This window comes from Brevundimonas phoenicis, from assembly GCF_047237745.1.
Taxonomy (GTDB): domain Bacteria; phylum Pseudomonadota; class Alphaproteobacteria; order Caulobacterales; family Caulobacteraceae; genus Brevundimonas.
Window position 1 is genome coordinate 982550 of record NZ_JBDFLN010000001.1, and the last position, 13088, is coordinate 995637.

General features: G+C 69.3%; 13 protein-coding genes. 7 read left to right on the forward strand and 6 right to left on the reverse strand.

Annotation, left to right across the window (positions count from 1 at the left end; translation table 11 throughout):
• The first annotated feature begins 32 nt into the window (after positions 1-32).
• The 4 genes from ABC419_RS04835 to ABC419_RS04850 all read left to right on the forward strand — a co-directional run bounded on the left by ABC419_RS04835 (position 33) and on the right by ABC419_RS04850 (position 2272).
• Positions 33-650, forward strand: coding sequence for an EF-hand domain-containing protein (locus tag ABC419_RS04835; RefSeq protein ID WP_412876176.1), 618 nt, complete (start codon positions 33-35; stop codon positions 648-650).
• Between the two features lie 62 nt (positions 651-712).
• Complete coding sequence (locus tag ABC419_RS04840; RefSeq protein ID WP_368923605.1) at positions 713-1288, forward strand: RNA polymerase sigma factor; 576 nt, start codon at positions 713-715, stop codon at positions 1286-1288.
• Between the two features lie 10 nt (positions 1289-1298).
• Positions 1299-1739 (forward strand): hypothetical protein, encoded by a 441-nt coding sequence (locus ABC419_RS04845; protein ID WP_412876175.1) that lies wholly within the window; start codon positions 1299-1301, stop codon positions 1737-1739.
• Positions 1740-1741: 2 nt separating this feature from the next.
• The gene (locus tag ABC419_RS04850) at positions 1742-2272 is read left to right on the forward strand and encodes a periplasmic heavy metal sensor (protein ID WP_412876174.1); all 531 of its coding nucleotides are present in this window, start codon (positions 1742-1744) and stop codon (positions 2270-2272) included.
• On the opposite strand, the gene ABC419_RS04855 is transcribed toward ABC419_RS04850, so the two are convergent.
• The 4 genes from ABC419_RS04855 to ABC419_RS04870 all read right to left on the reverse strand — a co-directional run bounded on the left by ABC419_RS04855 (position 2257) and on the right by ABC419_RS04870 (position 7753).
• Entirely contained in the window at positions 2257-4644 is a 2388-nt protein-coding gene (locus ABC419_RS04855) for a PAS domain-containing sensor histidine kinase (protein WP_412876173.1), read from the reverse strand. The two genes, ABC419_RS04850 and ABC419_RS04855, sit on opposite strands and share 16 nt — an antisense overlap.
• A gap of 91 nt (positions 4645-4735) precedes the next feature.
• Positions 4736-5326: a hypothetical protein gene (locus ABC419_RS04860; protein ID WP_200215649.1), complete on the reverse strand. Its 591-nt coding sequence runs from the start codon at positions 5324-5326 to the stop codon at positions 4736-4738.
• A gap of 89 nt (positions 5327-5415) precedes the next feature.
• On the reverse strand, positions 5416-5829 hold the full coding sequence (locus tag ABC419_RS04865; protein ID WP_125900616.1) for a CBS domain-containing protein: 414 nt from the start codon (positions 5827-5829) through the stop codon (positions 5416-5418).
• A gap of 82 nt (positions 5830-5911) precedes the next feature.
• Positions 5912-7753 carry a vWA domain-containing protein gene (locus tag ABC419_RS04870; protein WP_412876172.1) on the reverse strand — a complete coding sequence of 614 codons (1842 nt, stop codon included), beginning with the start codon at positions 7751-7753 and terminating at the stop codon, positions 5912-5914.
• A gap of 182 nt (positions 7754-7935) precedes the next feature.
• Here ABC419_RS04870 and ABC419_RS04875 point away from each other — a divergent pair, with 182 nt between their 5' ends.
• From ABC419_RS04875 to ABC419_RS04885, 3 genes are all read left to right on the forward strand, one after another.
• On the forward strand, positions 7936-9801 hold the full coding sequence (locus ABC419_RS04875; protein WP_412876171.1) for a monovalent cation:proton antiporter-2 (CPA2) family protein: 1866 nt from the start codon (positions 7936-7938) through the stop codon (positions 9799-9801).
• 6 nt (positions 9802-9807) lie between these two features.
• Positions 9808-11118, forward strand: coding sequence for a nicotinate phosphoribosyltransferase (gene pncB, locus ABC419_RS04880; RefSeq protein WP_412876170.1), 1311 nt, complete (start codon positions 9808-9810; stop codon positions 11116-11118).
• 80 nt (positions 11119-11198) lie between these two features.
• Positions 11199-11771, forward strand: coding sequence for an NADPH-dependent FMN reductase (locus tag ABC419_RS04885; protein WP_087140983.1), 573 nt, complete (start codon positions 11199-11201; stop codon positions 11769-11771).
• A 7-nt stretch (positions 11772-11778) separates the two neighbouring features.
• On the opposite strand, the gene ABC419_RS04890 is transcribed toward ABC419_RS04885, so the two are convergent.
• Together ABC419_RS04890 and ABC419_RS04895 are read right to left on the reverse strand one after the other, a co-directional pair.
• Positions 11779-12444: a class I SAM-dependent methyltransferase gene (locus tag ABC419_RS04890; protein ID WP_412876169.1), complete on the reverse strand. Its 666-nt coding sequence runs from the start codon at positions 12442-12444 to the stop codon at positions 11779-11781.
• Entirely contained in the window at positions 12431-13006 is a 576-nt protein-coding gene (locus ABC419_RS04895; RefSeq protein WP_292058847.1) for a hypothetical protein, read from the reverse strand. Before ABC419_RS04895 ends, ABC419_RS04890 begins: the two co-directional genes overlap by 14 nt.
• Between the last annotated feature and the right edge of the window lie 82 nt (positions 13007-13088).

Below are 13088 nucleotides of genomic sequence, written 5' to 3' on the forward strand. Positions count from 1 at the left end.
TCGGGGCGGCTTCGCCCCAGGAGACCATCGAGATGAAGACCACATTCGCCGCCGCCGCTGTTTCCGTCTTGCTGTTGACGCTGGGCGGGGTTGCCGCCGCACAGACCACGGCCCCCGGAACGGCGCCCCAGCGCCAGGCGCGTATGGCCCAGCCGGTCACTCAGGCCGACTTCGTTCAGCGCCGCGTCGAGCGGCTGCGCGCCGCAGATGCGAACCGCGACGGCCAGGTCACGGCCGAGGAGATGCACGCGCACGCTCAGGCGCGCCGCGCCGAACGTCGCGCCGCCCAGTTCGACCGGCTGGACGCGGACAAGAACGGCGCCGTCAGCCGCGCCGAATTCGAGGCTCCCCGCCAGCAGATGCGGGGGGATGGTCGTGAACGCGGCGGCCGTTGGGGCCATGCGCGCCGGGACGCAGGACAGGGGCGTGACATGCGCGGTCGGAACATGCGCGGCGAGGCTGACCGCTTCCCCATCGCCATCGCCGAGGTTGAACGCAAGGCGGCCGAGACCTTCGCCCGCATGGACGCGAATCGCGATGGAACGCTGACGGTGGAGGAGCGCCGCGCCGCCATGCAGGCGGGCCGCGCCGAGATGCGTCAGAGGCGCGAGCCGCGCCCGGCGTCGCCTTCGGCGCCGGTTTCGGAGTAAGGTGATGTCGGGGACGGCGGATGGACCGCTCGCCCTTTTCTCGGCCGACCAAAGAGGCGTGATTGGCGAAGACCGCCGACCCCGACGAGGACCTGGTGAAGCGCGTAGGCGCGGGCGATCCTGCAGCCGTTCAGGCCATGGTCGCACGCAAACTGCCGCGCATGTTGTCGCTCGCCCAGCGAATGCTGGGCGATGCGACGGAGGCTGAGGACGTGGCCCAAGAAGCGATGCTCAGAGCCTGGAGGCAGGCGCCGCGCTGGACGCCGGGGCAGGCGCGCTTCGACACCTGGCTGCATCGGGTGGCCCTGAACCTCTGCTACGACCGGCTGCGGCGACGGCGCGAGATCGCGACCGACATGCCGCCGGATGGAATCGACGAGGGCCCGGCGCCGGACCGGGGCCTGCTGGCCGCCGAGACCGGGGTCCGGGTTGAAAGCGCGCTGGCTCGCCTGCCTGAGCGCCAACGCGAGGCCATCGTCCTGTGCCACTATCAGGAGCTCGGCAATATCGAGGCGGCCGCCCTGATGGAGATCAGCGTCGAGGCGCTGGAAAGCCTGTTGTCGCGCGGGCGACGGGCGTTGCGGACGGCGCTCGCGGACATGGCGCCGCATGGCGCTGCGAAGGCGATGGGGAGATAGGGGGCTGAAGATGACGACGATGAACCTGGAACGTTTTGAGTATCTGGCCGACGCCTATGGCGCAGACCTGCGACGCTGGCCCGAGGCCGAGCGCGAGGCGGCGCGGCTGCTGATGGCCGCTGATCCGCGCGCCGGTGTCGTGCTGACCGAGGCCGACCTGGTGGACGCCTTCCTGGACGCCGCGCCGCGCCAGGCGCCGTCGCATGCGCTGCGTGAGCGGGTCATCGCCGATGCTGCGGGCGCGCGCCTGGGACAACGCCGGCGCGGGCTGGGGCCTCTGGCCTGGATGTCGGGCGCAGGCTGGGCGGCGGCGGCCTGTGCGGGCGTGGCCTTCGGCATAGTGCTGACCGGTCAGATGACGGCTGAGACCCGCGCCGACACCGTGCTTTATCAGGCCAGTCTGACGGCGCCTGACGACGCAGAAATCCTGGCCGCAGGCCTGGGGAGATAAGCATGAATAAGGGTCTGAAGATCGCCCTGGCCGCGTCGGTCGCTTTGAATATCTTCGCCGTGGTCGGCGGGGGCACCGCCTGGGTGCTGTCGCGCAAGGCGGCGGAACAGGCGGCCGAGGGGCGCAAGCCGGGCCGCAGCGAACCGGTCTGGGCTGTGGTCGAGGCGCTGCCGTCGGCCGTTCGTGACCAGGTGAAGGGCGAACTGCGCGCCAACGCCCTGCAGGCGCGACCGGACTTTGAGGACTCGCGCGCGGCGCGACGCGAGGCCATTGCCTTGACGGCGTCCGACAGCTTCGACGCGGTGGCGGTCGCAGCCTTACTGGAACGCTCTCGCGCGTCCGAGATGCGTGGACGCGCCCGTCTGGAAGCCGGGGCGGTCGAGACCCTGGGGCGCCTGACGCCGGAAAACCGCAAGGCTTTGGCGCCCATTCTGTCGCGTCACAAATCGAAATCGCGCGACAAGTGCAATCCGACGCCGCCGCAGGCGACGGAAAAGGCCAAGGATCAGGCGGGTGATCAGGCCGCCCGCTGAACCCGTTGAATCGGGGCGCCGAGCGGGGCCATAGCGCCTGCGGGAGCGCACACGGGCAGATCAAACCAGACCGTGGTGCCGCGTCCAGGTTCGCTGTCGATCGTCATCTGGCCGCGATGCAGCTCGATCAGGGACTTGGTCAGGGCGAGGCCCAGTCCCGTGCCCTGCGTCGATTTGGAATGCTGGCCCTCGACCTGTTCAAACGGTTGAGCCAGACGGCTCAGATCCTGCGCCGAGATTCCGATGCCGGTGTCCGCGACGGCGATCCGCATCGTCTCATTGTTCAGCGGGACGACGCTGACTTTTACGGCGCCGCCTTCGGGGGTGAACTTCACGGCGTTTGAGATCAGGTTCAGCAGCACCTGCTTCAGTCCGCGCTGATCGGCTTCCACGCGAAGGTCGTCGGGGCAGGACAGGCTGAGGCGCAGTTGTGATTCCAGCGCCTTGCCGCGCATCAGCCGCACGGCGTCGGCGCACAGCTGGTCCAGGGCCACGACTTCATAGTGGAGCGTCAGTTTGCCGGCTTCGATCTTGGCCATGTCCAGGATGTCGTTGATCAGGCTGAGCAGGTGCTGGCCCGAGGCGTGGATGTCGGCGGCGTAACCCTTGTAGCGATGGTCGCCCAGGGGGCCGAACATCTCGCCCGCCATGATTTCCGAGAAGCCGTTGATGGCATTCAACGGCGTGCGCAGTTCATGGCTCATATTGGCCAGGAACTCGGACTTGGCGCGGTTGGCGTCCTCGGCGCGGGTCATGGCGACCTCGTATTTGCGCGCCAGCAGCGACAGCTTGTCCTGGCTGGCCTCCAGTTCCTCGACCATGGCGCGCAGTTCGTCGGCGGCGCGGCGGCGTTCAGCCTCCTGGCGACGCACAACGGTGATGTCGGCGCAGATGACCACCGTGCCGCCGTCGCCGGTGAACCGTTCAGCCATCTGCAGCCAGCGACCGTCCTTCAACTCGACCTCGCGCACGCCCGCGCGCCCTTCGACGGAGGGCCGTTCGGTCTTGATGGCGTCTGCGGCGATCCGCGTCAGCTCGTCCTTCAAGGCGCCGCGCCGCACCACGCCCGGCGGAAAGGCGAAGGCGTCCTGGAAGCCCTGGTTCCACAGGATCAGCCGCCCGCGCCGGTCGAACAGGACGAAGGCGTCGGACACGCTTTCGATGGCGTCGCGCAGGCGGCTCTCGGCGGCCTGGGCCTGCGCCTTGGTGCGGCGGGCGTCGGTGACGTCCAGCGCAACGCCCATCAGGCTGACGAAAGCGCCGTCGCGGCGCGGCTGGCGCGACTGGCCGCGTGCATCGATCCAGCGGATGCTGCCGGACTTCAAGGGGACGGGGAAGGCGGCCTCGAAGGCGCCGTTCAGGGCGGCCTCGTCCAGCGCCTGATGCAGGGCGTCGCGATAAGAAGGGTGGACCCGGTCCATCAGCGCCTGCGTCGTCAGACGCGACCCGTTCTCGACCTCAAGCAAGGCGGCCATGTAGTCCGAGAGGACCATTTCGCCGCGGCCGATGTCCCATTCCCAAACGCCGCAGCGCGCCGCCTCGACCGCCACGCGAAAGCGTCGCTCGGTTTCGGCCCAACGCCGCCCGGCGCGCATCTGACGCCAATTTTGCACTGCGATCACAGCCAGCATCAGCACCACCAGCAGCAGAGGGCCGGCCAGCACCCAGGCGTCTTCGAGCCAGGCGGCCAGGCCATGGGCGTGCGGCAGTGCGGCGACGACTGACAGGCCCGTGTCGCCGATGGGGGCGACGGCCGCCAACTGCGCCCGACCGTCCGGCCCCTTGACCGCGCGGCCCGGCTCGGCCGGAGTCTGACCGGACGGCATGACGCTCAGGGCGGCGTCTTTCAGCGTGGCCTTCAGCGACGGCAGGGGCGTGCGGGCCAGAAGCACCGTCCCGCCCGCTGCCGTGACGCTTTGGGTCAGGCCGTCGTCGCCCAACTGGACGGCGTGAAGGGCGATTGCCGGCGCGGAGAGCCGTGCGCCGCTGGCGGCCAGGACGCGGCCTTCGGCGCTCAGGATCATGAAGGCGGCTTCGGGGGCCAGGGCGCGGGCCTGATCCAGGGCGGCGGCGGGTTGACCGGGGGCCTGGGCCAGTGCGCGCGCGCCGGCGCGCAGGGCCAGGGCGGCGCGATCCGCCTGGGCCTCGACCTGAGAGGCGGCCAGGCGGGCCTCCAGCGCCAGAGCCTCGATGCGAGCGGCTTCGGCTTCACGGCGCGGACGGTCCGCCTCACGCAGCACCAACAGAGCGTAGGCGGCCAAGGCCAGGGCGACGGCGAGCGCCAGGATGCGCACCCAGGGCGCGGATCGCGCGTCCTGCCGGTCCGTGGCCCTGCGGCCCGGCCCATAGCTGCGCCGCTCTGTGCCCTGCAAAGGCGACCTCCTGTGCCGATTCAACGCGGAATCTAGGCTGCGTCGCAGACTCCTGTCGAGGGTCGGCGGGGCCGGAGGCTGCGCCGGGGCGCTAAGCGTCGGTTTCGGAAAGGGTTACATCTTCGCGGGCGGCGGGCCGCGTCGCTTCAGGCGGGGGCGCCAGGACGTCGGTGATCCGGCGCAGCACGGTCTGGGCCTGACGCGCCAGGCGCACGGTCTCCGGCGGGGCGTCCTCGGGCGCTTCCGCGACCGAGGCCAGAAGTTCTCGCGCCAGCCCCATCAATTCCGGCGCGGCGGCGATCAGACGCGACTGGAATTCGATGCGTTGGGGATCGCGGTCGTATTCCGCGCCCGGCACGCGCCAGCCGCCCCAGTCCGCCTTGTCCGTGACGACGACCGGATAGCTGCCGGGGAAGGGATGATGGGCGCAGTCGGCGGCGTCCTGCCACTTGTTTCGGGCGCGCAGGACGCGCCAGTCGCCCAGGGCCGTGGCCGCGCGATCCTCCGTCGGGAGTTGCAATTCGCCGCCGGCGAATTCGCGGCCCAGGCCCACGTCGTAAGTGATGCGGACAGGCTCGTCGAAGCCCTTGGCCCAGACAGGGTTGACCTTTTCGACCTGGGCCCAGACGCCGACGCTCTCGACCCAGACCTTCTGGCCCTTCTGGAACTGGGCGCGCGCCATGCCGGTCTCCCCTCGCGATCAAGGGGAGAGCATGGCGCGCCAGCCGTTATCGCGGGGTTCCGCGAGATGGTTAGCGAGACCTTAAGTCATCATCCGGGGCGGGAAATCTCTTCCAGCGCCTCGCCGGCGTAGCGTTCCTTGACCCGCGTCGACAGGTCGCCCAGCGAAACCACGCCGACCAGGCGACCGTCCTTGTCCACCACAGGCAGGCGGCGAATCTGGCGCGAGGACATCAGGTCCAGCGCGACCTTCAGGTCGTCGTCGGCCCGCACCACCAGGGCGTCGCGCGACAGGACGTCCAGCACCCGCGCCTCCGGCCCCGCGCCCGAGGCGACGGCGCGCACCACGATGTCGCGGTCGGTCAGGGCGCCGATCAGCCGGTCGCCGTCGGCCACGGGGATGAAGCCGAAATCGCCCGCCGCCATGCGTCCGGCGACGTTCTGAAGGGTGTCTTCGGGGCGGGCGACCTGCACGTCCTTGCTCATCACGTCGCGAATCTTCATGGCCATCTCCCTTGGCGCGGCCGTTGCGGCCTGGCCTTAAGGAACCCGCGCCGGCGGTCGCGGTTCCGGCGGCGCGGGCAGGCTAGGGTTCGCGACGTTCGGGCAGGCTCTGGGCGGCGCGAACCAGTTGCACGAACTCGGCCCGCTCGCCGTAGGGATCGGCGCCGCGCGCGCCCTGGGCCAGGTCCAGCACCCGATCCCAGCCGTAGTCCGGCGCCATCCAGGGATCGCCGCGCAGCTTCTGGCCGAAGGCGGCGACGGCCAGGGCCCAGCGGGTCGCCTCGGGCGGAGTGTCGGCGCGCGAACGGTCGGTCAACGGCTGTTGGATCAGTTCCGAACGCTGCTGGCCGGGCTGTTTGTATCGCACCTGGATGAAGCCCAATTCGCCGTTCGGATCGCCGCCGCCGGTCGCGATGCGGTTGTCGGCGTAGCGGCGCTCGGGAATCTGGGTCGGCCCGCCGACGGGCGTGATTTCATACAAGGCCGTGACGGAAGCGCCCGAGCCGACCTCGCCCGCGTCGACGGCGTCGTTGCTGAAGTCCTCTTCGTTCAGCAGGCGGGTTTCATAGCCGATCAGCCGCCATTCGGCGACGCGCGCCGGATTGAACTCGACCTGGATCTTCACGTCGTCGGCGATGGGAAAGGCGCCACGGTCGAACATCGGCCCGAACAGACGACGCGCTTCTTTCAGGTCGTCGACATAGGCGGCCGTTCCGTTGCCCGCCTGGGCGATCGCCTGCATCCGGGCGTCCTGATAGTTGCCGCGTCCGAAGCCGTAGACGGACAGGTAGATGCCCGTCCTGCGCTTGTCGGCGACGTAGTCCTCCAGCCGCTTGTCGTCGGTGACGCCGACGTTGAAGTCGCCGTCGGTGAACATCAGGATGCGGTTGACCTTGTTCCGGCCGAAGCTGGCCTGGGCCTGGTCATAGGCGTTGGTCATGCCGGTGGCCCCGGCCGTGCCGCCCGAAGCCCGCAAGGAGGCGACGGCGCAGCGCAGCTTCAGCTTCTGCGTCCCGGCGGTGGGGGCCAGCGTCGTGCCGGCGCCCTCGGCGTAATAGGCCACGGCGACGCGATCCTGGGGCCGCAGGCGGTCGATGATCAGGTTCATCGACTGCTTGGCCAGATCCAGCTTGTCCGGGCTGTTCATCGAACCGGACACGTCGACCAGGAAGGTCAGGTTCAGCGGGCTGCGCTGGTTCTCGGGCAACTCATAACCCTGAAGGCCCACATGGACGATCCGGCGACCTTCGGACCACGGCGAGGCCGTGGTGGTCGCCGTGACGGCGAAGGGCCGCGCGGCCGAGGTCGGTCGGGCGTAGCCGTAGTCGAAGTAGTTGATCATCTCCTCGACCCGCACGGCGTCGCGCGGCGGAGCCCTGCCGTTGTCGATGAAGCGACGGACGTTGGCGTAGGCGGCCGTGTCCACGTCGATGGAGAAGGTCGAGACCGGCTGGTCCGCCGTGCGCTTGACCGCATTGAGCGTGGCGTCGGGATAGCGTTCGGTATCGACGGGACGCGGCGGCAGGGGAGGGCCGGGGGGATAGGGACCGATGCGCGACCCGCTGACGACCACGCCGTTCACCGTGGGGGGCGGGGCGGCGTATTCGACCCGGTCTTCCTTCTTGGTCGCTTCGATCGGCAGGGTGACGGGCGGCGGAGGAGGCGGAGGAGGAGGAGGCGCAAGCGGCGCCGGATGGGGCGGCCGTGATCGCAGGACGGGCGGACGCGCACGGGACGGCGGCGACAGGTCGAAGCCGAGTTCGCGACAGGCGGCCGGGCTGGGCGTTCCGTCCTGCACCACAGGCGGCGGAACGGGCGCGGCGCCGACCGGGGCGGCGGTCATGAGGGCGGCGACGGCGATTAGCGTCAGGCTCGCCGGGCGACGCTGGAATCCGGCGGCGCGGCGCCGTGGATGCTGGGACATTGAGCGATCTCCTCCAACCCTGTCTCGTCCATGAAGAATGACGATGTTCGGCGGAACTAAGGCGAAGGTTCTTCGCGTGGGCGCATCGCCGTCGTCCTGTGGCGCAGATGCTGTGGTGAGGAACCCCCTCGCTATTCAGTCCTTTCGTCCCCACTATGAAGGCTCAAGCATAAGGGTGAGCGATGGCCGAGGCTGCGACGGGACTGGAACTGGGCCATGTGGCGGCCCTGCTGGCGGCGGGCGTGGTGGCCGTGCCGATCTTCCGCAAGCTGGGGCTGGGCTCGGTGCTCGGCTATCTGGCGGCGGGCGTCGCCATCGGTCCTTTCGGCCTGGCCCTGTTCCGCGAGCCGCAGACCATCCTGCACGTCGCCGAGTTCGGCGTGGTCATCTTCCTGTTCATCATCGGTCTGGAGATGCGGCCCAAGCGGCTGTGGGGGATGCGCAAGGAAATCTTCGGCCTGGGGTCGGCTCAGGTCGGTTTGGCGGGACTGGCTCTGACGCTGGTGGCCATGGCGGCGGGCGTGTCGGCGCCGGTGGCCTTTGTCGGGGCCATGGGCTTCGTCATGTCCTCGACCGCCGTCATCGTGCAGATGCTGGAAGAGCGCGGCGACCTGCCGACGCCCAGCGGACAGCGGGCCGTGTCCATCCTGCTGTTCGAAGACCTGGCCATCGTGCCCCTGCTGGCCATCGTGGCCCTGCTGGGCGCCTCGATGGGGCAGTCGGCCGAGAGCACGACGCCGCTGTGGCAGTCGATCGGCCTGGCCCTGGCGGCCCTGGTGGGCGTGCTGGTCGTGGGCATCTACGCCATCAATCCGGTGTTCCGCTTCCTGGCCCGCAACGGCGGGCGCGAGGTGATGACGGCCGCCGCCCTGCTGGTGGTGGCGGGCACGGCCTGGATCATGGACGGGGTCGGCCTGTCGATGGCCATGGGCGCCTTCCTGGCCGGGGTGCTGCTGTCCGACTCGACCTTCCGGCATCAGCTGGAAGCGGATGTCGAGCCGTTCCGCGCCATTCTGCTGGGCCTGTTCTTCCTGTCGGTCGGCATGGCGCTGGACATCGGCGTGGTCGTCAACGACTGGCGCATCGTCGTGGCGGGGCTGGCGGCCTTCATGGTGGTCAAGGCCCTGGTCATCTATGTCGTCGCCCGCGTGTTCAAGGCGCGTCACCATGAGGCGATCGAGCGTGCGGCCCTGTTCGCCCAGGGCGGCGAGTTCGCCTTCGTCCTCTACAGCGCCGCTGCGACGGCGGGAGTGATCGACGCCCAGGCGGGCGCGGCCCTGACGGCCATCGTCATCCTGTCGATGGCGCTGACGCCGCTGACGACCCTGGCGCTGAAACGGCTCCTGCCCAAGGAGGCGGACCTGTCGCCGGAAGACGCCGAGGGCGTGGACGCCGCCGACGGCCTGGGCGGCCAGGTGCTGATCATCGGTTTCGGCCGTTTCGCCCAGGTGGTGTCGCAGCCGCTGCTGGCGCGCGACGTGGACGTGTCGATCATCGAGAACGACGTGGAGATGATCCAGGCGGCCGGCAACTTCGGCTTCAAGGTCTATTACGGCGACGGCACGCGCCTCGACACGCTTCGGGCCTCGGGCGCGGGCAAGGCCGAGGCGGTGCTGGTCTGCGTCGACAAGCCGGAGGCCGCCGACAAGATCGTGCAACTGGTCAAGTCCGAGTTCCCCGGCGTGAAGCTGATGGTGCGGGCCTTCGACCGCGGCCACTCGCTGCGCCTGATCCAGGCGGGGGTCGACTATCAGGTGCGTGAGACCTTTGAGTCCGCCCTCCGGTTCGGCCAGGCCGTTCTGGAGGAGCTGGGCCTGCCGGAAGACGAGGTCGCCGACGTCATCGCCGACGTGCGCCGTCGCGACGAGGCGCGCCTGGACCTGGACCTGACCGGCGGGCTGAAGGCCGGGGCCGCCCTAATGCGGGGCAATATGCCGACGCCGCAACCGACGCCCTACATCAAGCCGCACCGCGAAGGGCGTCTGGTCAATGAGGACGAGGCCCCGCCCGAGGCTGTCATCGAGCCGGCTGCACAGAAGGCGGACTGATCCGGCATGGCGAGCATCGACCTGGCCAAGCGGGCCTATGACCACGGCTGGCGTCTGGACCCCATCGTCCGCAGCCTGCTGGACACGGACTTCTACAAGCTGCTGATGCTGCAGCTGATCTGGCGCCGGTTCCGCGACGTGCCGGTGAGCTTCTCGGTCATCAATCGCACGACTTCGGTGCAGCTGGCCGAGGAAGTGGACGAGGCTGAACTGCGCGCCCAGCTGGACCATGCCCGGTCCCTGCGCTTCACCAATCGCGAGCTGATCTGGCTGGGCGGCAACACCTTCTACGGCGTGAAGTCGATCTTCAGTTCGGACTTCCTGGCCTGGCTAGCTGAGTATCGCCTGCCGGACTACGACCTGTCGCGCAGCGCCGACGGCCAGTATCGGCTCGAGTTTTCGGGAAGCTGGGCGGACGTCACCCTGTGGGAAATCCCCGCCCTGTCGATCCTGAACGAGCTGCGCAGCCGCCGCGCCCTGCGCCGCATGGGCCGGTTCGAACTGGACATCCTCTATTCGCGCGCCAAGACCAAGCTGTGGAGCAAGATCGAGCGCCTGCGACAGCTGGAGCCGCTGGCCCTGTCGGACTTCGGCACCCGCCGCCGCCACGGCTTCCTGTGGCAGGGCTGGTGCGTCGAGGCGCTGAAGGAGGGGCTAGGCGGCGCCTTCATCGGCACCTCCAACGTACTGCTGGCCATGAACAACGACCTTGAGGCCATCGGCACCAACGGTCACGAACTGCCCATGGTGCTGGCCGCCATGGCGGGCGAGGACGAGGCGGCTCTGCGCGCGGCGCCTTATCGGGTGCTGGAGGAATGGCGGGCGGCCTATGACGGCAATCTGCTGATCGCCCTGCCGGACGCCTTCGGCACGCAAGCCTTCCTCGACGACGCGCCCGATTGGCTGGCCGACTGGAAAGGCTTCCGCCCCGATTCCGCCCCGCCGATCGAGGGCGGCGAGATCATCATGAAGTGGTGGGCGTCCAAGGGCCGCGACCCGCGCGAGCGCCTGCTGGTGCTGGCCGACGGGCTGGACGTCGACGGCATCGAGGCGGCCCACGCCCATTTCAAGGGGCGGGTGCGCACCAGCTTCGGCTGGGGCACCAATCTGACCAACGACTTCCGTGACTGCGCTCCGGTCGAGGCGCCCGAACTGCTGCCCCTGTCGCTCGTCTGCAAGGTGACGCAGGCGGCGGGCCGTCCGGCGGTGAAACTGTCGGACAACGTCGAAAAGGCCACCGGCGACCGGGCCGAGATCGAACGCTATCTGCGCGTGTTCGGCGAGGCGGGGCGCGGGCGTCAGGCCGTGCGCGTCTGAGACGGAACCGCTAAGCTTGGTTGGACATTTGGCTATCAGCGGCGCCGGGCGCCGCCCATAATTTCAGCGGGACGCCTCTCATGACCACCTATAACGTCGGCTACATCATCGGCAGCCTGTCCAAGGGCTCGATCAACCGCAAGCTGGCCAAGGCCTTGGTCAAGCTGGCGCCCGAGAAGCTGCATTTCCACGAGATCGGTTTCGCCGACCTGCCGCTCTATTCCTATGACTACGACGCCGACTATCCGGCCGTGGCCGAGACCTTCAAGGCGGCGATCAAGCGCTCGGACGCCATTCTGATCGTCACGCCGGAATACAATCGCTCCATGCCCGGCGGGCTGAAGAACGCTCTGGACTGGGCCAGCCGCCCCTATGGAACCAACGCCTTCAAGAACAAGCCGACGGCGGTCATCGGCGCCTCGCCCGGTTCGATCGGCACGGCGGTGGCCCAGCAGGCGCTGCGGCCCGTCCTGGGCTTCCTGCAAGCGCCGCAGATGAACACGGTCGAAGCCTATATCCAGATGACGCCGGGCCTGATCGACGACGACGGCAACGTCACCGTCGCCAGCACCGAACAGTTCCTGCGCGACTATATGGAAGCCTTCCATCAGCACATGGCGCGGGTGCTGACCGTCCTGCCGCGCGACGCCTGAGGCGCTTCTACGCCTCCAGCGCCCAGACCCGCGTGCGCTTGACCTCCTGGTCCTCCAGCTCGCGCGTGGTCGGCACGCGGTATTCGGCCAGCAGGCTGAGGCCCTCCTTCGGGAAGTAGGTGCGGCCGGGGTCGCCGACCCGCACCTCGGCCCCCGCCGCGCGCGCCTGCTTCAGCCAGGCCAGCATCGCCTCGGCCATCGGTCCTTCATAGAAGACGTCCCCGGCGCAGATCAGATCGAACGCTTGGGGCGGGGCCTCCAGCAGGTTGTCGGCGGTGAAGGCGATCTCGACGCCGTTGGCCTCAGCGTTCGCCGCCACCGCCGCTGCGCAGAAGGGATCGATGTCGGCGGCCAGCACCGAGACCGCGCCCGCCTTCATCGCTGCGATCGCCACCAGACCCGAACCCGTCGCCAGGTCCAGCACGCGACGCCCGGCGACTTCGTCGGGGTGGTCCAGCAGCCAGCGCGCCAGCGCCTGTCCGCCCGCCCAAGCGAAGGCCCAGAACGGCGGCGGCAAGCCCATCTCGCCCAGTTCTTCCTCCGTCAGCTTCCAGATGGGCGTGACCTCGTCGGCCAGCCACAGGGCAATCTCGGGCGTGTGGGAGACGGGCTGAAGGCGGGTGTTGTCGCGAATGAAACGGGCGGGGTCGGCGATCCGTCTAGTCGAGCTCACGGGCGCCCTCGATCACGGCCTGATAGACCAGCGACCGATCCGGTCCGCGCGTCATGTGCAGCAGCACCCAGGTCGAACCCTTACGCGCCACGACCACCCGCAGCTGATCGTTGAACACGCCGTCGGCGAACCCGGCGGGCGCGACCTTGTCGCTGAGCAGGATCAGCGACCCCATGCCCGAGCCGCAGCGGGCGATGCCGGTGCAGGCGAAAACGGTTTCATAGCCGCCCTCGCGCAGAGCCTCCTCATAGTGGCGCGCCATGTCGATCGGCGCGACGGCGGGGCGGATGGCGTAGTCCAGGTGACTGATCTGGCCCTGCAGGCGCAGGGCGTTTTCGGGGGCGGCGCCTTCAGCCACCGGACCGGTCGGCAGGGTGATCTCGGCCACCGACAACTGACGCCAGGCGCGGATGCGCGCGCCGTCCATGCGCGGCAGGTCGTCATGGTCTCTCGCGCCCCGCACGTCCTGCTCGACCGGGGGCGGGGCAGGCGAGGCGGCGGACGCCGCAAGGGGCGCGACGGCCGTTAGGACGGCCAGGACGAAGGCGGGAAGGCTACGCATGACGACAAGCTAGGGGCCGCCGAAGGCGCTGGCAACAAAGTCAGGACAGGCTGATAAAAAGTCAGGTTGACATGACATGAGG

Excerpts from the sequence above, each read along its gene's own strand:
- ABC419_RS04860 (WP_200215649.1), bottom strand. The coding sequence starts at position 5,326 with ATGGCGCGCGCCCAGTTCCAGAAGGGCCAGAAGGTCTGGGTCGAGAGC.
- ABC419_RS04885 (WP_087140983.1), top strand. The coding sequence starts at position 11,199 with ATGACCACCTATAACGTCGGCTACATCATCGGCAGCCTGTCCAAGGGC.
- pncB (WP_412876170.1), top strand. The coding sequence starts at position 9,808 with ATGGCGAGCATCGACCTGGCCAAGCGGGCCTATGACCACGGCTGGCGT.
- ABC419_RS04875 (WP_412876171.1), top strand. The coding sequence starts at position 7,936 with ATGGCCGAGGCTGCGACGGGACTGGAACTGGGCCATGTGGCGGCCCTG.
- ABC419_RS04835 (WP_412876176.1), top strand. The coding sequence starts at position 33 with ATGAAGACCACATTCGCCGCCGCCGCTGTTTCCGTCTTGCTGTTGACG.
- ABC419_RS04865 (WP_125900616.1), bottom strand. The coding sequence starts at position 5,829 with ATGAAGATTCGCGACGTGATGAGCAAGGACGTGCAGGTCGCCCGCCCC.
- ABC419_RS04850 (WP_412876174.1), top strand. The coding sequence starts at position 1,742 with ATGAATAAGGGTCTGAAGATCGCCCTGGCCGCGTCGGTCGCTTTGAAT.
- ABC419_RS04870 (WP_412876172.1), bottom strand. The coding sequence starts at position 7,753 with ATGTCCCAGCATCCACGGCGCCGCGCCGCCGGATTCCAGCGTCGCCCG.
- ABC419_RS04895 (WP_292058847.1), bottom strand. The coding sequence starts at position 13,006 with ATGCGTAGCCTTCCCGCCTTCGTCCTGGCCGTCCTAACGGCCGTCGCG.
- ABC419_RS04845 (WP_412876175.1), top strand. The coding sequence starts at position 1,299 with ATGACGACGATGAACCTGGAACGTTTTGAGTATCTGGCCGACGCCTAT.